At 53.6% G+C, this 22,242-nt stretch carries 17 protein-coding genes; 6 read left to right on the top strand and 11 right to left on the bottom strand.

The genetic code is table 11. The features are described 5' to 3' along the window. Positions 1-194: 194 nt before the first annotated feature. The 10 genes from MFFC18_RS17600 to MFFC18_RS17555 all read right to left on the bottom strand — a co-directional run bounded on the left by MFFC18_RS17600 (position 195) and on the right by MFFC18_RS17555 (position 12,195). Positions 195-1,382 carry a GIY-YIG nuclease family protein gene (locus tag MFFC18_RS17600; protein ID WP_075083045.1) on the bottom strand — a complete coding sequence of 396 codons (1,188 nt, stop codon included), beginning with the start codon at positions 1,380-1,382 and terminating at the stop codon, positions 195-197. A 41-nt stretch (positions 1,383-1,423) separates the two neighbouring features. After that, positions 1,424-3,118: a hypothetical protein gene (locus MFFC18_RS17595; RefSeq protein WP_075083046.1), complete on the bottom strand. Its 1,695-nt coding sequence runs from the start codon at positions 3,116-3,118 to the stop codon at positions 1,424-1,426. An 8-nt stretch (positions 3,119-3,126) separates the two neighbouring features. After that, entirely contained in the window at positions 3,127-4,968 is a 1,842-nt protein-coding gene (locus MFFC18_RS17590) for a mechanosensitive ion channel domain-containing protein (protein ID WP_075083047.1), read from the bottom strand. Positions 4,969-4,971: 3 nt separating this feature from the next. Then, positions 4,972-6,900, bottom strand: coding sequence for a coiled-coil domain-containing protein (locus tag MFFC18_RS17585; RefSeq protein ID WP_075083048.1), 1,929 nt, complete (start codon positions 6,898-6,900; stop codon positions 4,972-4,974). 455 nt (positions 6,901-7,355) lie between these two features. Then, a complete protein-coding gene (locus tag MFFC18_RS17580) occupies positions 7,356-7,799 on the bottom strand; it encodes a hypothetical protein (protein ID WP_148618957.1) in 444 nt (147 codons plus the stop codon). Between the two features lie 201 nt (positions 7,800-8,000). Next, the gene (locus MFFC18_RS17575; RefSeq protein ID WP_075083051.1) at positions 8,001-8,813 is read right to left on the bottom strand and encodes a hypothetical protein; all 813 of its coding nucleotides are present in this window, start codon (positions 8,811-8,813) and stop codon (positions 8,001-8,003) included. Further along, the gene (locus MFFC18_RS17570) at positions 8,810-9,757 is read right to left on the bottom strand and encodes an ABC transporter ATP-binding protein (protein ID WP_075083052.1); all 948 of its coding nucleotides are present in this window, start codon (positions 9,755-9,757) and stop codon (positions 8,810-8,812) included. Before MFFC18_RS17570 ends, MFFC18_RS17575 begins: the two co-directional genes overlap by 4 nt. An 8-nt stretch (positions 9,758-9,765) precedes the next feature. Then, positions 9,766-10,854 (bottom strand): ABC transporter permease, encoded by a 1,089-nt coding sequence (locus MFFC18_RS17565; protein ID WP_157665067.1) that lies wholly within the window; start codon positions 10,852-10,854, stop codon positions 9,766-9,768. Next, positions 10,841-11,776, bottom strand: a complete 936-nt coding sequence (locus tag MFFC18_RS17560) for an ABC transporter ATP-binding protein (protein ID WP_075083054.1) — start codon at positions 11,774-11,776, stop codon at positions 10,841-10,843. Before MFFC18_RS17560 ends, MFFC18_RS17565 begins: the two co-directional genes overlap by 14 nt. 95 nt (positions 11,777-11,871) lie before the next feature. Then, the gene (locus MFFC18_RS17555; protein WP_075083108.1) at positions 11,872-12,195 is read right to left on the bottom strand and encodes a DUF6793 family protein; all 324 of its coding nucleotides are present in this window, start codon (positions 12,193-12,195) and stop codon (positions 11,872-11,874) included. 189 nt (positions 12,196-12,384) lie between these two features. Between MFFC18_RS17555 and MFFC18_RS25050 the strand changes: the two genes are divergently transcribed. Continuing rightward, on the top strand, positions 12,385-13,347 hold the full coding sequence (locus tag MFFC18_RS25050; protein WP_157665068.1) for a DUF1579 family protein: 963 nt from the start codon (positions 12,385-12,387) through the stop codon (positions 13,345-13,347). A gap of 66 nt (positions 13,348-13,413) precedes the next feature. Here MFFC18_RS25050 and MFFC18_RS17545 read toward each other — a convergent pair whose 3' ends face one another. Then, positions 13,414-14,184 carry a biotin--[acetyl-CoA-carboxylase] ligase gene (locus tag MFFC18_RS17545; RefSeq protein ID WP_075083056.1) on the bottom strand — a complete coding sequence of 257 codons (771 nt, stop codon included), beginning with the start codon at positions 14,182-14,184 and terminating at the stop codon, positions 13,414-13,416. 107 nt (positions 14,185-14,291) lie between these two features. Between MFFC18_RS17545 and MFFC18_RS17540 the strand changes: the two genes are divergently transcribed. The 5 genes from MFFC18_RS17540 to MFFC18_RS17520 all read left to right on the top strand — a co-directional run bounded on the left by MFFC18_RS17540 (position 14,292) and on the right by MFFC18_RS17520 (position 22,182). Further along, positions 14,292-14,903, top strand: a complete 612-nt coding sequence (locus MFFC18_RS17540; protein ID WP_075083057.1) for an RNA polymerase sigma factor — start codon at positions 14,292-14,294, stop codon at positions 14,901-14,903. A 7-nt stretch (positions 14,904-14,910) separates the two neighbouring features. Further along, entirely contained in the window at positions 14,911-15,153 is a 243-nt protein-coding gene (locus MFFC18_RS17535; RefSeq protein WP_075083058.1) for a hypothetical protein, read from the top strand. Between the two features lie 44 nt (positions 15,154-15,197). Beyond that, complete coding sequence (locus tag MFFC18_RS17530) at positions 15,198-18,035, top strand: DEAD/DEAH box helicase family protein (protein ID WP_075083059.1); 2,838 nt, start codon at positions 15,198-15,200, stop codon at positions 18,033-18,035. Between the two features lie 139 nt (positions 18,036-18,174). Beyond that, the gene (locus tag MFFC18_RS17525; RefSeq protein ID WP_075083109.1) at positions 18,175-19,560 is read left to right on the top strand and encodes an SLC13 family permease; all 1,386 of its coding nucleotides are present in this window, start codon (positions 18,175-18,177) and stop codon (positions 19,558-19,560) included. Positions 19,561-19,659: 99 nt separating this feature from the next. Further along, positions 19,660-22,182 carry a M1 family metallopeptidase gene (locus MFFC18_RS17520; RefSeq protein WP_157665069.1) on the top strand — a complete coding sequence of 841 codons (2,523 nt, stop codon included), beginning with the start codon at positions 19,660-19,662 and terminating at the stop codon, positions 22,180-22,182. The last annotated feature ends 60 nt before the right edge of the window (positions 22,183-22,242 follow it).

Below are 22,242 nucleotides of genomic sequence, written 5' to 3'. Positions count from 1 at the left end.
ACACCGATATTTTTGAAAATTCCGCGGGTGAGCGACCGAAGCGGTAGTAATTTCTCCGACGTAGACGCTGGCTCGGGAAAGCACGCAGAAAAATCGGATCCGGAATGGCGATCATTGATTCGATGCTGATCCAGATGCAGCTGTGTCGGGCTGCACGACTGAGCCCGTCGGCTGACTCTTGAGCGAACTGCCGACTACGCAGATGGCCGTTTGCAGGTCTCGATGGCCTCGTCGAATGACTTCAACTGCTGCTTGTACTTTGGATATTTGCGGAACCAAGACATCATGATCATCTGCATGTTCATTTCCATCAGGTTTGTTGGCAGGCCAAAGTCCTTTTCCTCGATTGCTTCCAGTTTTTCGACCGCCTGCTCTTTTCGTTTTCGATCACGTGGAGCCGCGGCGGATCCAACCAGTCTGCCGCCGCGCAGGATCAGCCACAGTTTCTGATAGTTCTTGCCGGTGATTGGCAGGACGCCGTTGAGTTTCTGCTGCGCCGATTCCAGCTGTTTTAATCGCCGCGCCAGCCAGCGTAAGTTAAGAAAGTGATCTCGCAGCACGGCCGCCCGTTCAAAACTGTGCGATAAAGACGCCGCTTTCATTTCGTCCTGCAACCGGTCCAGAGTCAGCTTCGAGGTCACGCCGCCAAGCAAAAAGTCCATCGCCTGTTGCATGTTTCCCAAATAGTCTTTGCGATCGCAAAGCCCTGCACAGGGGCCCGGGCAAGAGTTCAATTCGTAGCGAATACACTTGGCAGATGACGGGTTATCGAACAGTTGCATCTGTTCGTTATATGAGAACGGTGTTTTGTCAGGGCAGTCTCGCAAGCGAAAAATCTGGTTCATGCTCTCGACGGCTGCACGCAATCTGCCCGTCCCCGAAATCGGCCCGATTGAAAACTGGGCTTTCGGTGTCACCCGTCGCGTGAAGAAGACGTTGGGCGCCACGCCGCCGCTGATGCACAAAAACGCAGGCTGACGTTTGACGGGCTGACCTTGCGTGTTGAATTCCGGACGCCAACGATAGATCAGCTCCTGCTCGCGAATCAGAGCCAACAGCTCATGGGAAACCGGCTCCCAAACCAGACGGTGGCTGTGCTGGACGATGCGCACGGTCTTCTTGTCAGCAGGGGTTTTGGCAAAGTATGACAACAATCGTTTTCGCAGACATTTGGATTTCCCGACGTAGCAAATCTGGTTGTTGTTATCGAGCCACCCGTAGACTCCAGGTGTGATCGGGCATTGATCATGCAGCATCGCCCGAGCTTGCATGCGGTCTTTTGGAACTGGCGAGTCGTCGAGTCTTTCGCGCGCAACGGCAGACAAAATTGAAGGTCCAAATCCTTCAAACTCAAGCTTGCGTTTTTTTAGCAGCGCGGGCAACGAATCCCTCCTTGGGCAAAGCATCCTTTGCACCAATTCTGTCAGTTTTCGTCTGAGTTGCCAAGTTGCTGGCGGGAGACTGCTGGCGTGCATTGAAAAACAGCGAACGAATCCGAGCTTTCAAGCTCCGCGACTTCGTAGCCGTTTTCCTCGTAGCACGTTCGGAGGCGATTTTTGGTCTCTGCGGCGGTTTTCGTGTCGACCGACGGACCATTGAAATCCAGCACGACCAGCTGCGGATATCCATCAAGCGATTCAATGAACGCCCCACCCGAAATGAGTGCTGAGACTTTCCGTTCGCTCTGTTGCACATCCGGTGTCAGGTAGCCGTGGCCACAGAATGCGTCGTGCGGCGTGTAGGTCGTGGCCAGGTAACTGAGCAGCCTTGAATTACTGACGACAACCAGCTTCTCATTTGTAGTTTCACGGGGAGCCTCATTGAGAACCGCCATGACGGCGCGAAAGTCAGTTTTGGAATGAGCCGAATTGTGTCGCCCGTCAATTGAGCATACCGACAGCCACGTGGCGTTGTCCAGCAACATCAGCAGGACCAGAACCCAGGTCGCGTACTTGAACGGACCACGATCATTAAAGTATTGCGTCAATCGTTGCAGCGAGGATGCTCCGATCAGGAATAGCGGCATCCAGACGTAGCCGCGAGTGAAATGTAACGGCTGAACGGACTTCATGAAGAACTCATGGTTGGCCAAAAGAAACGCCACGGCGAACCAGACGACCAGCAAGCGATGTTTCGACTGCGACAGAAAGCTTGCCGACTGTGTCGAACTTCGACAGGTCCAAAATGCAAACGCGGCAACCAGTCCATAGCCCAGGATCATGTCGACGGCTTTCAGCTCCCAAGCCAGTTCCCAGACTTCGTGTAACTCGCGGTGAGTTGGAAAAGTTCCCAGCCAAACCTGGTAGTAGCCGACGTGCAAAACAAGCAGTACCAACGAGGCGGCAATGCTGATCCATGAAGTTGACTTTTGCTGCCAGAAGATGCGTTCCAAAAAAAGCCAAGCCGTCATGATGGCCAAAAATTCGACACCAGTGAACGGATGCGAAATGGAGATCAGCAGCCCGATTGCGATCGCCGCAAAGTGTTTGCCTCGCGCCAACATCAATGCACCGCCAAGGAACAGAAAGTGATACCAGGCTTCCATCGGAAACACCAAATTGCGTCCCAGGTTGAGAAACCACCAGCCCTGAAACGGATCGTACATCGTCAGGTAATCGTAGAGAGCCAGGTCCGACTGTGGAGCAATCAACATCGTTGCCAATCCAGCCACGGCGAAGAGGCCACCTCCCCAGATAAACATTGCCAGATTCGCAAACCACGAATCATCGGCTCTGGGAACGAACTCAAGCAGCAGCGACCACGCGACGCGGACTGTCAGTACGGCAAAAACGAATCCGAAGATCGCAAAGATCAATGCCGGATCGGCGCCTGTGAACTTCTGCACGAATCCTAGAAACAGCGTCTGCGGCTGGAAGTAGATTCTCGGGCTGTCGCGCCGCCAGTCGTTCGGGTTTTTGTAGGTAAGCGAAATTTTACCGGCGTCAAAATGCTCGCGGGCATTCGCCATGTAGTAGGGCTGGTCGTTCTGGATGAACCCGGTTCCGAATTCGTCGGCGCTGTTGGCGAAGTGAAAGTGCATCGCCAGCGGAAGCAACGACGGAAGCGCAAGGACAATGCACCACAACCATTTCAGCGAAGTTGATTTTTCGCCATCCATTGCGATGCCTAGCTCGCTTTACGTTCCAGAACTGGATTGCTTGCCATCGCTTCTGTTCTGACGCGAATCTCTCGTTGTGGAAACGCAACCTCGATTCCTTTGGCGCGAAATTCGGCGTTGATTGCCATGTTCAATTCATGCTGAACCTGGGGGAACAGGTCACGTTTCGGAACGATCACTCGTAATTCAAAATTTAGCGTCGAATCACCAAACTGACCAAAAACGACCACCGGTTGTGGACGATGCAGCACCAGCGGATGCTTTTTCGCGATCGACAGCAGTGTGTCCTGAACCAGTTGAGTATCCGACTCGTACGCGACGCCGACTTTCACGATCAGACGAGACAACTGATCGCTCAAAGTCCAGTTCATCACGTCCTCTGTGATGAACTTCTTGTTCGGAATGATTAGCTCACGCATGTCCAGGTCACGAATGGTTGTCGCCCGCAGTTGCATTTGTGCGACGTGACCAGTGGTCCCGTTGATGGTTACAAAATCGCCGACTCGAATCGGTCGCTCGATCAGAATAATGATTCCGGAAACGAGATTTGCGAAGACCTCCTGCAGCCCAAAGCCCAAGCCCAAGGCCAGTGCTCCGGCAAGCCACTGGACGCTGTTCCACGAAAATCCGACGATCTTGCAAGCCAGTAAAATCCCCAGCAATCCAACCAGATAGCGGACAACGAACGAGATCGCATATCGTCCGCCTTTGTCGAATGGCAGCCGATCGATCAGCGTCAGTTCCAATAATCCAGGCAGATTTCGGCTAAGCACCCAGGTAATGCATAGCGTCCCAATCGCCATCAGCATGTGGCTTCCAGTGTAAGTTTTAAGCTCGCCTTTATGGTTCTCTGCATCCCAAAGTTCGACGCTGTCCAGGAACCGAATGGTGGGAGAAACTTCTGACCAAATGTGCCAACCGATCACGACCATCGCCACAATCGCGGTCGCTCTCAAAAGCTGATTGACCTGAGTCGAGATCTCCGAGATGTTGATCGATTCGTCTTCGCCGATGTGCCCTGTGTCGTTTCGCTTCAGCTGACGAAGCTTGACTCGAAACTGAGTCACCAACAGCATGCGACTGATAAGTCCCGCGATGATCGCGATCAAGCCTGCTAACAGGGTCGACCAGATTCCCCGCTTTGTCATTTGCATCGACGTAAAGTGATAGCCCGAAATCGACAGCCCGACCAAGATCATTGGCACCAGGGAAACGCCGAGCAACAGAAGCCTTCTGAGTGTTGCTTTCCAGGTGTCAGCGCTGAGCATTTCAACATCGATTGGACCGCCGTTGAGCAGGCTTTCACGATACTGGCGTCGTTGAGCACGTGTCCTTGCCAGCCCCTGTGTTTCCAGGACTGTATCTCGCCACTGATTGACGCCGCGACAGATCAGGTAGAGCGCCATCGAAATCGCGGTAAGCGTCGCCAGAAAGAACAGTCGCCCCAGCGAATCGTACCAGGCTCCGTTTTGAAATGTCCCCAGCGACTCGCAGAAGAACTTCAGCGGCAACACCAGCCAGACAAAGCATCTCATGCCCGCATGAATTCCGCGGCAGAGCGATTTTGACCATCCGAAATGTTTCTCCGCAAGCCCGTCAGGCTTGAACGTTTTCAGCAACAGCATCGACATGAACAACATCGGCACGATCACAATAATCGCGTGGTGCACGCTGCCTTTGAGCGTCATCAATTCATAGGCTGGAGCCATCTGCCACGCGAGAATCGCCAATAGTAGCGGCAGCAGGAGCGCATTGCAGAATGTGTGAATCGCGCTGGCAATTGCCGGACCAAAACGTGAAAATGCACGGATGTCATCGGCCAAAGGATGATTGATGTTTCCAGATGCCATGGCTTATCCTTTGAACTTTCTTCCGACCACAAATGCGACCATCAGGCCCAACAGCCCGACGGCGCATTCGTACGGACGGTTGGTGACTCGGCCAACGATCGATTGTCCAAGCTCACGCCACTGCGTGTACTCAAAGAACTCTTTCGCTCCATCGGAAGACTTCGATAGCAGCTCCAGGCTCATCGGATCAGCACTCTGCACCCACAAGGCGTGAGTGTCGACCAATTCGCGAGTCGCGGAAATTTCTTCCAGCAAAAGTTTTCGTTCAGGCAGAACTTCCAATAGCAGCTTTTGAAACTGCGTATTGTCGCGTTCCAGTTCCGTCAACTGCTGTCGATGCGTTTCGACGGCTTCCTCTGCCATCGCAATCAGCGTTGTGTCGGCAACGGGAACATCGTGTTCAATTTTTAGATGGTCACGAATGAATGCTTGCGCGTCGGCAACGAGCTCCTGCTCGGCTCTTAGTTTCAGAATCGTGCCGCGTGTTTGGCGAAGTCTCGCTTCCATTCGTCGAATCTTGGCCATGCCTTCGTACGGTCGGATCAGATTTCGATGCACCTGAATCAGCAGGTCGCGACTGCCGTCCTTTCCAACCTCACGGATAGAGTTTTCCAGACTATCTTTCTGATCGTGAACTTCGCTCTGTTGCTTGCTGACTTTCAGCTTGTCGTTTTGTAGCTTCCCAATCTTTTCAGCCAGATCGGCGCGAGCCTGAGCCAGTTCAGTCGTTTGCCGGGAAAAGTCCTTCAACGCGGCGTGAGTTTCAACGGCAGCCTGTCTCGCGACCTGAATCTGTTTCTCAAGCTCGGCCTGTTTTCGCCCAGCAATCGCTTTATTCCAGGCGTTGATTTCGTGTTCCAGTCGCTGGACCTCGCGCTGATGAATCGTCTTGCTCAGCGGCAGCAGTTCTTGCGATAGATCGTGCCAGCTGGCTTCCTGATCGAGCAGTTGCGCGTTGGTGTTTTCGGCCAGTTCACGAGCCTTGATCGCGAGCAAAACTTCGATTTCTTCAGTTCCCGTGGCCTGTTTTTGCAAGAACTCTTCATGCAACTTGGTGACTTCGTTGCGGCTCTGCAGACGTTCATTTGGAATGCGAGCCATTCGATCGTCTCGCTGCTGAATCCGTTCCTGAATCTTGCGAACGTTAGTCGTCGACTGTGCAAGTTCCGCCTGAAGTTGTCCCAGAATCGACTGCATCGCAGCAACTTCCAGGCTCCGGTCGACCGGATCAGGTTCGGCTGGTTTCTTCGACTCCAGTCTCAGCGACTCCAGTTCCTTGTTCAAGTTGATGACGCGATTCTGCAGCTCGTCCTTCTTCGCCACGTTTTGTGTTGCTTGCGCCGCAGCTGTTTCAGCGATTTCGATATGTCGAAGTCGATCTTTTTTGGCATCCTCGTCGAAGCCGAGAGACGTCTTGATTGTCGCGCGGCGGGCTGCGATTTCATCTTTGAGTTGCTCGATCGGAATCTCGAGCAGCATGTCCAGCTTATGGTGGAAGCTCTGCATCGCCGGGCTGGGCATCGGTCCGAATTCAGCAATCGGGTCGTCGGCAGCGACCGCTTCAGCAACAGCGTCGCTCGCTTGATCTGACTGTGGCGGTTCAACTTGTGGTTCCTGACTTTGCCAAGTCGTGGGCTGAACCTGAGAGTCGACAATCGGATTCAGTATAGGCGGCTGGCTGGGAACTGGCTGCGGCAGAGGTTTCGCCATCGGTTCTGTTTGCCGCAAAGGATTCGCGTCGCGAACCGGCTGATTCAGCAATCGATTTAGTTCGCTACGACTGATCAAGCTGTCCGTGATTCTACTCGGCTCAGTGATGTCGACGCTGGATTCTTGAGCCGCAACAGGACTCAGGCCGAATGCCATCGCGCACATTGTCAGCGCAAACATCAGCAGAGTCTTGGCGGATTGCGATCTTGTCGTTGTGTTCATGGAACTGGAGCATCGGGTCAGTACAAAACGCAGGGCGCGAAGAGTAGCTGAGTCTCGACCGAAGCGGCAATATCAAAGCTGCCAAAACCTCAATGTTGCCTATCTTTCATTCCGCAGCAGTCAGGTTTTCTTCAGTTCAGTTTTTTCGGAACTGTTTTGTTTTCGCCAGTTCATGTCGCCATACCAGCGCTGAAGCCGGCGAAGCGATGGACGCTTGTCCTGAAGATTTTGCGAATCGCGAATCGCTGCAGCGTGAAAACGATTCTGCCAGCACTCTCAACTTTGAGCATGTGCAGCGAAATGTGCTGGCACTTGGTAGCGACTTGAAGGATCGCAATCGAGCCTGTCGCGCAAGACCGTCGTACCACACTTCGGCCGGAGCTCTGCGGACTCCGGCGCTGAAGCGAGCACTACCGATACCAGTTTGGTTTGGCATCGATGATCAACGTCATTGGTTACCAACCGCGCCGGTAGATTCTGCCGATCTGCAGACCCATCCCGGTTCCGAATTGAACTCCGTAACCTCGCGTTCCAATTCGAACACCTTCTCCGCCGCCGATGCGAACGCCTGCGTTGGGCGTCCCGTACCTGAGCAGTTGTCCACCGCCGTACTGAACGCCGATGTTGGGCGTGCCAAAGCGAACGCCTTCGCCACCGCCGATGCGTACACCGGCACGAGGTACGCCGTATCGCAAGATCTGGCCTCCTCCGTATTGCACGCCGACATTTGGAGGACCGATTCGATAGCCATGGCCACCACCGTACTGGACGCCGTACGGGCCTCCGATATTGAGTCCTTGGCCGTATCCTGCCGATACGATTTGGGCGCCGGCGTTAGCGGCGTAAAAGCTGAAAGCCGTCAGGGCAACGATCGCCAAAATTCCTTTTCGCATATTCATGGTTGTTCTCATCTCAATTCTGGTTCACAAAAGTTTGACTCGACGCAACGTCCCGCGGTCTACATCCTCAGCTTATCGAATCGATATCGCAAGAACGACAGAACGCTGCGTTCACTATTAAGACAGAAGTGCAAATCGCGGGCCAATGATTTGGGCCGAATTTTTCGGGCTCAAATCCGATTTCGCCGAACCTTGAGGCGGCTAAACTTCTTCGCCCATCGCGTACTGACGATTCACGACGATCAATCCGCCGACCAACAACGCCGCAACCGCAGCGATTCCCAGACAGAGCAGGTGAAACCAAACCGGTCCGGCGGGACCGAAAATCATCTCATACTCAGGCTGGCTGTCAGGCAAGAACCACCCCAGCCAAAGCTCTCCAAGCCTTCGCAGGTGATAGCTCATCGTGAAACTGCTGACCACCGCCGGGACAGCTGAAAGAATCGTTTCGACGCCGATCAGATAGCCGGCTCCCACAACCATCGCACGCTTCGTAAACCACGCGCCGAGCATTGAAAGGATCGCACCGTAAACCACACAGGCGATTGCAAAAATTCCCGTCAGGATTCCCAGCTTTTCCCACGGCTCCGAACCACCGCCCAGAGTCCCGTATCGGTTGGCGACGACGACGCACAGCGTAAGTGCCAGAAACGCGGTCGCAAAAGAAACCATGACCGCAGTCAGGTACTTGCCAAGAAAATTCGAGATTCGTCCACCGGGCCGCATCGCAATAAAAGACCAGGTCTTGCCTTCGATTTCCCCATGTACGTTCGGGGTCGCCCACAGCAATAGCGAGAGCAGCGAAACCAGTGCCACGAGAAAAATAATCGTGAACAATACGTAAGCCAGGACTTCGCCGGCTCCCTGCGTTCGTGTCGCGCCAAGGATAATCATCCAGAGCATCAACGGTGGAAACAGCACCATGCCCAACGATGACGCCAGACGCTGCATGCTAAACGACCGCTGCATTTCGAAACGACAGGTTGCCAGAGCCCCAATGATCCAGTTCTTCAATTGATGGCTCCCTTCTGCATCTCGCCGCGGTGAATCCGCATCAACGTCGAGAACAACGCCTTGAGTGACTCGTCGGTCGAAGTGACCTCATGGATTGAAATCTTCTGATCACTAACGATTCGAGTCAGCGTTTGGCACACTTCTGACGCCGACTCTGTTTCAACCTCGATCTCATCATCGGACCGAAACCGGACTGACGCCAATGGACATTCAGCAGACAATAGACTCACCAACTTTCGCGAATCGGAACTTCGAATCACCAAAGTATTCGGCGAGTTTGCCAGAATGCGTCGAACTTCCTCCGGCGAACCCGAAGCCATCAGGCGGCTTCCGTAGATCAGCAAGAATGAAGGATTCACAGCTTCGACTTCGTGCAAAATGTGACTGGCCAGAACAAGGCTCTTACCTTCACGGCCCCATTCTCTGAGGAACTCTGTCATCTCAAAACGTCCCACCGGATCCAGGCCATTGAATGGCTCGTCGAGGATCAGCAATTGGGGATCGTGAGCAATCGCTTGAGCCAGTTTGGCTCGCTGACGCATGCCCAATGAGTACTCAACCATGGGCCGATTCATGACGTGAGTAAGTTTGACTTTGTCGAGCGCCGTCTTGGCCCGCAACTGCGCCTCCGAAAATCCGAAACCATGCATCTGCACCATGTACGTCACCCATTGCAGACTGGTGACTCGCGGGTACGAAATTTCCAACGCCGGACAGTGCCCGACGTTTCGCAACAGCCGACTGCGTCGCCACGGGTTTTCGCCAAACAGACGGACGCTGCCCATCGTGGGCTTTAGTTGGCCAAGAATTAAGTTGATCAGCGTTGTTTTGCCAGAACCATTCGGGCCCAGCAATCCATACGTTCCCGGTTCCAGCGAGAGACTGATCTCGTTGACGCCGATCACGGTCCCGTAAAGTTTTGTTACCTGTTGAAGTTCGATCATGACAATTCCTACGCTCTCAACGGCGCGGCAACGCGACGATACAAAACCAACAATGCAACGATTGTGATCGCAGTGAGAACCGTAAACGCTGGCCAAATCTCGGAGAACTTGCGAAAACCAAACACCCAACTTTGGACATCGCCAAGGTTGTTGTAGATCGAAAGCGGACTCCAGGTTTTCACCATCGAACTCTCCGCGACGCTCTGGGCGCTGGCTCGAGTATGCTGCCGAATCGCCTCGCCGACCGTGATCGCCATCCAGGCTCCATGACCCAAAATCCAGGTCGCAAACCAGGCGAAACTCGCATATCGGCTTTCCTCGGTCAACGATGAAAGCATCAGCGCCAGCGAAGCGGTCGGAACAATCAGGACGACTGTTGAAACGATGATCCGCAACGGGATGTCCCAGGTCGTCCAGAACACGTCGGCCGACGGAGACATCAGAATCGCAAAGATGTACAGGATGAGTGCGGGAAACGTGGAGACGAACATGATGTACGCGCCCGGCACCGCGAGTTTTCCAAAGATGTATTCCAGTTTGCCGATCGGCCGGGAAAAGTACAGCAGATAGGCCCGCGACCTGAGGTCCTGAGAGATCAGCGACGGCGCGACGAAGCCCACGATCATCAAAATCAGAATGGCTTGTGAGTAACGAAAGAAGCACATCAACAGCCAGGCCCAAATCCGGTTCCGGGCTTGAACGTCGTCTTCCGCATTGCGAATCGAGTCCGCGAGCATCCGGACTCTCGGAACTCGCTTGAACATCCGCTCAATTTGATTGGCAGCCCTTTCACGATCGAGCTGCAACATTGATTGGTCGCTCGGCAACTGCTTTCCGGTCGCCGATTCGATTGCTCCTTCAAGCTCCTTGGCCTGCTGCGGAAGATTCCTCGCAACAGGCTGTTCGAGAGACTGACCCACGAAGAAAAACGCGATGCCCCAATACAGCACCGGTAGCCACGCAACGATCAGGATCCGTTTTAACCAACGGCTTTTTCCAACCAGCTTGATCCCGGCATAAGCGATGCTTTGCGTCCGCGAAAACGCGCCGCCGAGCGTGCCTTTCCAGGGGCGATATCCCAAATCATGAATTGGCAACGGAAGCCTCCTGCACAGTTTGCATAAAGATTTCCTCAAGCGAATTGCGAGCTGGGACCAGCGAGTGAATCGCCACGTTGGCTGCACTGGCGGCTTTCCAAACCTGATCCGTCAGGTCTTCGATGTCGCCTTCAATTTTCAGTGTGTTGGAACGGTTGAGATCAGTCGCCCGAAGTCTCGCGCGCTCCAGGCTGGAAACAAACGAGTCATGATCGCCCTCAAAGCGAACCGTCACCGTCGGCGAAACCGTTTGGTTAAGAACTTCCAGGCGATCGTTGAGCTTGATCTGACCCTTGGCCAAAATAATCACCCGATCGCAGATTTGCTGAACGTCGGGAAGGATGTGCGTTGAAAGTAGAACGGACTTGCCATTTTGCGTGCTGAGAATTTTGATCCGATTCAACAGTGCCTCCCGTTCTTCCGGATCCAACCCGGAAGTCGGTTCGTCGAGAATCAGGAACTCCGGGTCGTGGACGATCGCAGCCGCGAACTTGACCTTCTGCCGCATGCCTGTCGAATAAGTTTCGATGTTGCGGTAGCGTTCCTGTTTGACGCCACAAAAATCCAGAATCTCATGGCCGCGCCGCAAGGCTTCTGTTGGAGGAATTCCGGATAGCGAGCCAGCGAACTGGACGACTTCGATGCCGCTCATGCCGGGAATATAGCAATCGTCTTCGGGCATGTAGCCGATCTTGTTGCGAATTCGCCGACCGTCGCGGTACAGTCGACAGCCCAGCACTTCACCCGATCCGGACGTGACCCGGATCAGCCCCAAAATGATTTTGATCAGCGTTGATTTGCCGGCACCGTTGGGGCCCAACAAGCCCGTGATACCAGGCTCGACTGACAAGTCGACTCCGTTGAGCGCCGTTGTCGAACGGTAGCTCTTGACGATGTTTTCAAGTTGAATCAGTGAGCTCATTGGCAAGCTGCAAACTCCCGGGCCTCAATTGCTGCAGCTTGCAGCTCGATCGGTTTGTCGTGATGGAATTCAGTCAACGACTGGACTCTCCAAGCTTACCAACCCATGACCATGTTGGTTTCGATCACTTTCCGTGATTGTTCCAGGTCGTCGCCTGTTTGTTGCATATAAAGTCGGATTGCATGGACTTTATCGCCTGAAGCTTTTGACAAACAGTCTCTCGCGACGCCGCAGGGATCCGTTTTGATCTTGATGCCGAGCACTCCTTTGGAGATCACCCAGCTATTCCGTGGACGTTTCGACAGTCGCAAAATGCTCTCCCCAGGGTAGGAATCTTTGGCGACATCGCGTGCATCGTTCTCATCGTCCGCCCAGGTGATGATGATGTGCGCGTCAGTCTCGATTTCAAAAAGAGGCATGATGATCTCCAGCTTCAATTCCAGTCAACCAGATACTGTGCAGCAAAACCCTGTCCGGCATCCGATTTCATTGTTGCGCCGTTGAGCCGGTGATGCGAGGGTCAAAGTTTTGAACAGTTCCCTATTTGTTTGAAATGACCGGTCGCTGATTTGATACGATGATTGAAACCAAAGATTTCGGAGTCGATCATGAAGATTTTTGTCGCGATACCATTTTTCGTAATGTTGCTGACAGTGTCCTGCGTTGCGCAGGAGACCAAAGGAGCAGCGGAGGCAGCGAAGTCCGGTTTTGAGTTCCTCAAGCAGTTCGAAGGCACATGGAATGTTGAAGCCAAAGAAAGCGATTCAGAAAAGGTTTCGCACAACGTCGTGATGACTTCGCGAGCCATCGGCAGCCAATGGGTGGTCAGCAAGCAAGTCGGCAAAATTGGTCCGATGAACTTCGAAGCTCTGCAAACAGTTGGCTACGACGCGGAAAAGGAACTGTACTTCGGTTCCTGGGTGGACTCGTCGAGCAATTACACGTGGAAGCTGTCCGGTTCGGTTGACGAAACGGGAACGAAGCTGACGCTTGGTTCGAAAGGCCCGGACTGGAACGATGCGACAAAGAAACGAAAGTATCGCGACATCTACGAATTCAAATCGGAAACCGAGATTGCGTCGGTTTCGCAAATGATGGGCGACGATGGTCAGTGGGAAACTTTCATGACCAGCAAGTTTGTCAAACAGGAAACGCCGTTGACGTTTCCCACCAAAGGAACGGTGACTCCGTTTCTGATGTTTGTGGGCAAAGCCGACGCGGCGATCGAGTTCTACAAAACCGTGTTCCCGGATTTGAAGGTCGTGAGCATGAACAAGTACAAGGCCGGAGAATCTGGAAAGGAAGGCACCGTGCAATTGGCGACGATTGAGATCGCGGGCCAGAAAGTGATGTGCATCGACAGTCCACCCGTGCACGATTTCGATTTTACTCCCTCGTTTTCCTTTTTCGTCGAATGCGAAAGCCTGGAAGGATTGAAGAAGAAGTTTGAACTGCTTTCCAGGGACGGCAAAGTCATGATGCCGGTGAACAATTATGGATTCAGCGAACAGTTCGGTTGGACAAGCGACAAGTTTGGAGTCAGTTGGCAGCTGAACTTGAACAGCAAATAAGTGGATCCTGGATCGCCAACTGGTGGTCCCGGAATTGATGCTGGAAACGTTTGCGGCACTGAAACGCTACAGCCACCGCCCTGATGCGAAAGCCAAGCGTTTCCCTTCGACCTCAAAGCAAATTCGGCCACAGGGATCGACGCCAGCCAGAACTCCGGTGATCGTTTCGCCGCCCGGCGGAACGAACTCAATCTGCTCGCCGATGAAATCCATCCGCGCCTGATAACTCTCTGGCCAATTTGATTCTGACATCACGTTCCGGTGCAGACGCTCGACAACTGTCTTCAACAACGCATGAACATCGATTGGCTCACTGCCCTGCCCTCGTAAACTTCCAGGCGGAAACTTTGCGTCTGAGTTTTTTAACGCTTCGATCTCTTCCGGCGTCTGATTCACGTTGATACCGATGCCGATAAGGAAGCACTGTCCATTCGATGCCGAAATTTTTTCGACCAGGATTCCGCAGACTTTCTTGCGGTCAATCAAAACGTCGTTTGGCCACTTGAGTTTCGAACCTGTCACGTCCAACGCGTCTAGCGATTCGCAAACACTGACTCCCGCGATCAAGCTCAGCCATGAACGATTGGGCTCAGGAATCTCACTGGCGGCGATGCTCAACGTAAAGGTCAAACTTTGCCCGTCCGACAGCCACGACTTGCCTGGCTGGCCCCGACCGGCTGTTTGTTGATCGCAAATCGTCAACATCGGTAGCGCGATCTGAGGATTCGACAGGAGCCTTTCCCTGGCAATATCGCTGGTCGAAGTCATCGAAGGCCTGTGGAATACGCTGCCAACGCCGTCGATTTGTTCAAGTTCTTGCAAATTCAGATCTGCCATTCGCGAGGAACCCGGAAAAAAGTGGCTGGAGGAAGTAAGACCCATTTTAATCTTGGCGTCCTATCGATACCGTGAGGGCGTTACGGAATCAATGACGCAAAATCATAATGCAAACCAAACCCGAAGGAACTAGCTGGGTGGACTGGCTCGATGCCGACCATCCTGAGCGCGAGCAGGCTGTGGAAGAGTTGCGCGCCTACCTCGTCCGTGGGTTAAAGGCTGCGCTGGCATCAAAAGGAGCCACCGCCGAGTTTTGCGAAGACATTGCCCAGGATTCGATCATCAAGATTCTGGACAAGAAAGACACATTTGAGGGCCGAAGCAAATTCACAACGTGGGCGATGTCGATTGCGATTCGCACCGGGATCAGTGCTTTCCGGCGACGTCACTTCAAAGACGTTTCGCTCGACGCGGTCACCGAGGATGGGTTAAAGTTTGATCCAGCCGATTTGACTCAGGGAAGTCCTGAGGATGGGCTGGATCGAGAAGCGATACTTCAAAAACTTCAGGAGCTAATTGAAAACGAGTTAACGGAAAAGCAGCGAACGGTCGTCCGTGCGTTGCTTGGCGGAATGCCGGTAGAAGAAATCGCCAGTCGAACGGACAGTAACCGCAACGCGGTGTACAAGCTATTCCACGACGCCCGACAACGCCTGAAAAAAGGCTTTTTGTCAGCGAACTTTTCCGAATCCGACCTGATGCACGCCATTTCCAGCTGAATCAATCATGACACTTTCCAAAGAACAAATTCAGACGCTGCTCAAGGTGGTCGCAAATTCCAGCGATGATTCGCTCGATTGTGATCGCTGCTTCGGGTACGTCGCTCAGTTCGTGGAAACGAAGTTGGCCGGCATGGGACTTTGTGAATCCATGAAGCTCGTTCAGTCGCACCTGGAAAATTGTCCCTGTTGCAAAGACGAATTCGAAGCACTGTTGGCTGCGATTTCAGAAGTCGACGAAGACAAGTAAGCTCGCTCGATTGAAGTGTGTACCCTCGATAGTGAGTCGCTTCCATCGCAACGTTTCCCAAAATTTCTTTCAAGGGCAACCTTCGCCCGTCCCAGGCCGAAGTCGTTGAGATCGCTCGACGCCAATTGGCGACAGGGCAAAAGCAACTGCACATCGTCGCGCCGCCAGGTTCGGGAAAGACCGTTTTGGGGCTGTGGTTGTGGGCGGAGCTGATTCAGCAACGTTGCCTGGTGCTCTCGCCGAATTCCGCAATTCAATCCCAGTGGGCGGCGCGAACGGATCTGTTTAAGTGCGACTTGAGTTCCGACGAAATGGTGTCGACCGATCCGCAGTCGCCTTCGCTGCTAACGTCGTTGACGTATCAGTCTGTCACGATGCCTGCCCGGAAAAATGACCTGATCGACGAACAGGCCATCGAACTGTGGGCTCAAACGCTGATCGAAGAAGGTCAAGCCATGGACGTCGGTGAGGCGAACGTCTGGATTGATGATCTGCGAACGCACAATGAGGATTACTTTCGAAAACGCTTCGGCAGCTATCGCAAAAAGATCCGTGACGAAGCATCGATGTCTGGCGAATCCGTTTCGCTACTGCACCCATCCTCGCAAGCCACATTGCAACGGTTGGCCGATCAAGGCGTTGGCGTTCTGATTCTTGACGAGTGCCATCATTTGTTGGGGCACTGGGGCCGAGTCCTGTCCGATGCGCTGGAAATTCTTAGCCATCCGGTCGTCATCGGTTTGACAGCGACGCCTCCAGATACGAGCGGCAAAGACGCTCGCGATGTGCAACGCTACGAGAAATTCTTTGGCGAAGTCGATTTTCAGGTTCCGGTTCCGGCGGTCGTGAAAGACGGGTTCCTGGCTCCGTATCAGGATTTGGCTTGGTTCGTGCGACCGACGGACGAAGAATTAAAATTTGTTGCTTCGGTCGATCGACAGTTGGAAGGGCTGATCGAAGAAGTCTGCGTTGCACCGAAAAGTAGCTCCACTGACGTCGATGTCGATGAAGCTGAAAACGTCGGACACAAAGCCGAGATTGAAAGCGATGCGGAACAACCGCTGGGGTTGATTCAATGGCTTGGCGTGACTCTCGAAAGCCTGCGTTTGCCGACCGGAGAGATGTCGGACTGGAAAAGTTTCTCAAAACGTGATCCGCAATTCTCTCTCGCGTCACGCCAATTTCTTGCCAGCCGAAATCAACCGCTGCCGGAAAACGTGCCCGAGTTGCCGGCCCTCGACAGCCACGAATCGGTTCCGGGCATGGAGTACATCGTGCCGGTGCTCGATCGTTACGTGCGTCACTATCTCAGACGCTCGCCGTTGTCTGTTTGTCATGATCGAGCCACGCAGTTGACCGAAAGTCTACGGTTGCTTGGCACGCAAATTACCGAAACGGGAAGCCGCGCTTGCGTTTCGCCGGTCGGGCGTGTGATGGCGTGGTCGAAAAATAAAGCCAACGCAATCGTGCCAATCTTGCGACAGGAAATCGACAACCTTGGCGACTCGATTCGCGCCGTCGTGATCGCGGACTTTGAGAAAACATCTGCCGTCAGCACCGAGCTGCGCGATTTGATGGACGAGGAAACCGGTGGAGCGATTGCAGCTTTCAAAGTTCTGCTTTCCGATGAAAAAACGGACTCGCTCGAGCCGATTCTGCTGACTGGTTCCACGATTTTGATCGATGACGAAATCGAAGCCGAGTTTTTGCAGCAGAGTCAGGCGTGGCTGGCCGAACGAGAGCTACAAGTCGAATTGACGTCCAGCGTCGTGGCCGACTTTCGTCAAATCAGCGGAAGCGGTCGCGATTGGTCGCCACGAGTCTATGTTGAGATGATCACCGAGCACTTTCAACGCGGGCTGACCCAGTGCCTTGTCGGGACGCGCGGTTTGCTGGGCGAAGGCTGGGATGCGAATCGAATCAACGTGTTGATCGACCTGACAACGGTCACTACTTCGATGAGCATCAATCAGCTTCGCGGCCGCTCGTTTCGACTGGATCCTGGCTGGAAAGAGAAACTGGCGAACAATTGGGACGTCGTTTGCGTCGCCTCGGAATTCAACAAGGGCTTCGACGACTATCGCCGGTTTTGCGACAAACACAAAAACCTGTTCGGCGTGACCGACGACAGTGCGATCGAAAAAGGAGTTGGCCACGTCCACCCGGCTTTCACCGAAATCAAACCGGAAGGCATCGAAAAATCCGTTTCTGTGATCAACGCGGAAATGCTTGAGCGGAGCCGCAATCGCGATGGCGTGCGCGAAACGTGGAAGATTGGCGAACCGTTTCGTGGCGAGGCTGTTTCGGCAATCGAACTGAAAATGCCAGGTTCGCCCGGAGGGTTTCCGCCCTTCTCCAATTCAACAGACGCGTGGACCAGTGGCTCATTGACGGAAGCCATCGGCAACGCAGTTTTGGCAAGCCTCACGGAACTTAAACTTGTACAGCCCAGCGGTTCCCTGGCGACCGGGCAGTTGGTGGGCAACTACGTTCGAGTTTTCTTGCAAAACGCGACGCTGGAAGACAGCCAGATTTTCTCCAACGCGATGAAGCAGATTTTGGGGCCGCTTGATCGTCCTCGCTACATGATTCCACGAAGCGTTGACGAACGAGAGCAAACGTTTCTGTCCCGCATTCTGCCCGGCATCATTGGAAAGTACTTTGTGAAATCGAAAAACGTTTTAGCCAGGCTGCACGCCGTTCCCGACGCGTTGTGCAAAAACAAATCCGCAGTTTCTGTTTTTCAAAAGCACTGGAACGAGCATGTCAGTCCCGGCGACGCAATTTTTGCTCAGCGTGGCGAAGGAGCGAAGACGCTGGAGGATGCCAAAGCTGAACAGAAAATCAAAACGGTGATGCACGAAAAGGAAATCTTTCATTGACGCTGGGGTGGCACAGACTGCGATTGCATCCGTCCCACCTGCTGTTTTACTCCGTGTGCTTTGCGGATTCATGGAGACCACCCAACCACTATTTTGCATGCATGCTGTGTCCGGTCGCGTTCCGACGTACAATCATGGGATGAAACGCGACCTACACATTTTCATTGGCCCCGCAGTCGCGACGGCTCTATTTTGCATCCTCTTTCTGTGTCAATTGGGTTGGCCAGTTTCCATCACCGCTGCGGTGACGTGTTTGGTTGCCTGGTGGTGGGTCACCGAGCCGATTTCGATTCCGGCGACTTCGCTGATTCCGCTGTCAATATTTCCGCTGCTGGGAATTATTGACGCCAAAGACGCCGCCTTGGCTTACGGCAGCCCGTTGGTGCAACTGATGTTCGGTGGCTTTCTGTTGTCGGCTGCCATGGAGCACAGTGGCGCCCATCGCAGAATTGCGTTGATGATGGTCAACCTGTGCGGAGCTTCCAGCGGCAGGCGGTTGGTGTTGGGCTTCATGGCTGCATCGGCGGTGCTGAGCATGTGGATCTCCAATGCGGCAACGACGTTGATGCTGCTGCCGATCGTGATGGCGGTCGTCGACCAGAGCTCCAATTCCCGATTTCAGAAAGCGTTGTTGTTCGGAGTCGCCTACGCGGCCAGCATCGGAGGCATCGCGACGCCAATCGGGACTCCGCCCAACCTCGTGTTCATGGAAGTCTACAAGTTACAGACCGGAGAGCAGTTTACTTTTTTGGGTTGGATGCTGTTTGCCCTGCCGATCGCGGCAATGATGCTTCCGATCGCATGGTTGTGGTTAACTCGATCGATCAAGTCCGAGGTTTCGGTCGTGCTGCCCGAAGTTGGCCAGTGGCGCAGTGAAGAGATTCGCGTGCTGAGCATTTTCGCGGTTACGGCGTTGCTTTGGGTAACCCGGCAGCAACCATTCGGTGGCTGGAGCGAACTGACGGGGCTGACTGGCGCCAACGATGCGGCGATCGCTTTGCTGGGGGCGGGAGTAATGTTCGTCTTTCCGTCCGGTAAAAAAGCTGAAGACGGTGGCGCGTTGCGTTTGCTGGATTGGGAAACGGCGAGAACGATTCCATGGGGAATTTTGATCCTTTTCGCAGGCGGAATTTGCATCGCCAAAGCCTTCGGGTCGTCGGGATTGAGTGCACTTTTGGGATCCTCGTTTGAAGGTCTTGGCAGCGTTCCGGTTTTGATACTGGTGCTGCTGATCTGTTTCTCAGTCACCTTTTTGACTGAGCTGACGAGCAACACGGCGACGGCAACGTTGCTGATGCCGATCCTCGCGGCGGTCGCGTTGTCGAATGAGATTGATCCGCGCGTCTTGATGATCCCGGCGACGATTAGTGCGAGTTTTGCGTTTATGCTGCCCGTTGCCACGCCGCCAAATGCGATCGTGTTCGGATCGGAAAGAATCTCGGTCAATGAAATGGTGCGTGAAGGTTTGATGCTAAATTTAATTGGCGTGGCGATCGTTTCCGTCTATTGCTACAGCGTTCTGTAGATCGTTAATGTTTTATCGTTGAGTCGTTCTGCTCGAGTCAAAATCATGAAGTGCTCCATCGTTTTTCTCCTTTTCCTGATGCTCGTTGGTCCCCATGTTATGAGCGCTCAAGAACTCGAACGTGGCGTTTCGCTCGCCCTCGCAACTCATCGAGCCGAGACGATTTCGAACGTTGAATACGACCTGAAGTTTACGCTTGGTAGATCTGGACCAATCCCGGCCTCGGTCACTGTTCGCTTCGATCTGTCGGACGCAAGCCGGAGCGTTGTGCTGGATTTTAATTCCCCAAACGCAACAGACATTCGTTCAGAGCTTACGATCGACAATGGCCATGTCATCATGCCAGTTGAGACGCTGGCGGTCGGCCGAAACGAAGTCACGATCCCGTTTGTCGCCGGTGACCAATCGCTCAACCGCAACGATGACTTTCTCTATACGCTACTGGTTCCCGATCGGGCTTCGACGGTCTTTCCCTGCTTCGACCAGCCAGACTTGAAAGCAAAATTTAAACTCGAACTGGAATTGCCTGACGGCTGGACGGCTTGTGCCAACGGCGCTATAGAAAGCCAAACCGGTAACACGATTTCGTTCCGCCAAACGAAACCAATCAGCACTTACCTGTTCGCTTTTGCTGCGGGCGAATTCCAGTCTGTCACGCGCACGATCAGCGGCCGGCCCGTGACGATGTACCATCGCGAATCGGATCAGGAAAAATTCGAACGCAACGTTGACGCGATTTTTACGATGCACGAAATCGCACTCGACTGGATGGAAGACTACACACAGATCGAATATCCATTCGAGAAATTTGACTTCGTGGTGATCCCCTCGTTTCAATATGGCGGCATGGAGCACATTGGCAGCATCTTTTACAACGCCGACCAAATGTTTCTGGACGAAACGGCGACGAAGAAGCAGAAGCTTCGCCGTGCCAGCTTGATCGCTCACGAAACGGCTCACATGTGGTTCGGAAACCTTGTCACGATGAAATGGTTCGACGACGTATGGCTGAAAGAAGTCTTCGCCAACTTCATGGCCGCCAAGATCGTGCATCCCAGTTTCACCGACATCAACCACGACCTTGGTTTCATGATTCGGCACCACCCGAGTGCCTACAGCGAAGATCGCACCGGCGGAACGTATCCGATTCAGCAAAAACTTGGCAACCTCCGCAACGCCGGGACGCTCTACGGACGCATCATTTACGAGAAAGCCCCGATTGTGATGCGACAACTTGAAGCCATGATCGGCCAGAAAGAAATGCGAAACGGATTGCGGGAATACCTCAACAAATTCCGCTACGACAACGCGGTTTGGGATGACCTGATTGAGATTCTGGATCGCGATTCCGAACTCGATTTAAAGCAATGGAGCGATTCGTGGGTCAAGGAATCTGGCACGCCCGAGCTGGCGAGCGAGGCCGGCGAAGATGCCAACCGCCGCTTCCTTACGATTCGTCAAACGAAGAAGACACCGCAAGACGGATTTTGGGCTCAGCAAGTCGACGTCAAGGTCCTCAAAGATGGAGAAGTGGTTTTCGAAACGCGAGCCATGATCGAGGGTGAGTCGACAGAGATTTCACTTCCAGAATCCGCCGGCGACTATGACTTTTTTCTGGTCAATGGATCGGAGTTGGGCTACGGCTACTTTCGACTCGACGCGAAAAGCAAATCCTGGCTGTTGCAGAACATTCACACCATCTCCGATGAGGTCACTCGCGGCGCGGCCTGGATCACGCTTTACGAATCACTGATTCGCGGGATCGAAACGCAAGAGATTTCGCCTGTCGAATACATGACCGCTTTGCTGTCAGGAATCAAGAATGAATCGGAACCGCTGAATCGCCAAAATATCCTCTCGCAAACGCAAACCGTTTTCTGGAAGCTGCTCTCATCGGAACAGCGGGTTCAGTTTGCGCCGTCGCTGGAATCGGCGCTGTGGACCTTGATCGATAACGAAGATGCCGAAAAGGACGCTCGTTCGGCGTGGTACAAATCACTGGTTGGCGTCGCAACGACGGGCCATACGGTGGATCGGCTGTACGATATTTGGAAGAACGAATCCGATGTCGCCGGCATCCCACTTTCCGAATCCGACTATATGACGCTGGCTTACGAGTTGGCGATTCGAATGCCGCAAAAGTCGGATGAAATTTTGGCGACGCAGTTGGAGCGGTTGGAAAACGAAGATCGCAAGAAGCGTTTTGCGTTCGTGATGCCTGCTCTTTCCCCCGACGTGGCGAAACGGGATGCATTTTTCGAAACGTTGAAAGACGTTGCCAACCGACGTCCGGAACGGTGGGCTTTGGAGGCACTCGATTACTTGCATCATCCGCTGCGTGCCGCCGAATCAGAAAAGTACATTTTGCCCAGCCTTGAATTGTTGGAAGAGATCCAAACCACGGGCGATATTTTCTTTCCAAAGCGATGGCTGGTCAGCACGCTCGGCGGTCATCAGTCAAAGTCCTCCGCAGCCATCGTGCAAAAGTTTCTGGCAGATCGGCCTGATTATTCCGTGCGGTTAAAACGGAAAATTTTGCAGGCTGCGGACTTGTTGCTAAGACTGCGACAGTCACAAAAAAATCCCGCGAACAGGAATGCTCGCGGGGTTTTCGACGGATAGCGGATCTGCGTTGTTGCAGTGGAAGAGAGGTCTGCTCTCAATGCCGCTCGTTGGTCAATT

Source organism: Mariniblastus fucicola (assembly GCF_008087665.1).
Lineage (GTDB): Bacteria > Planctomycetota > Planctomycetia > Pirellulales > Pirellulaceae > Mariniblastus > Mariniblastus fucicola.
The sequence above is the reverse complement of the archived record's forward strand: the minus strand, read 5'-3'. Positions and strand labels throughout refer to the sequence as shown.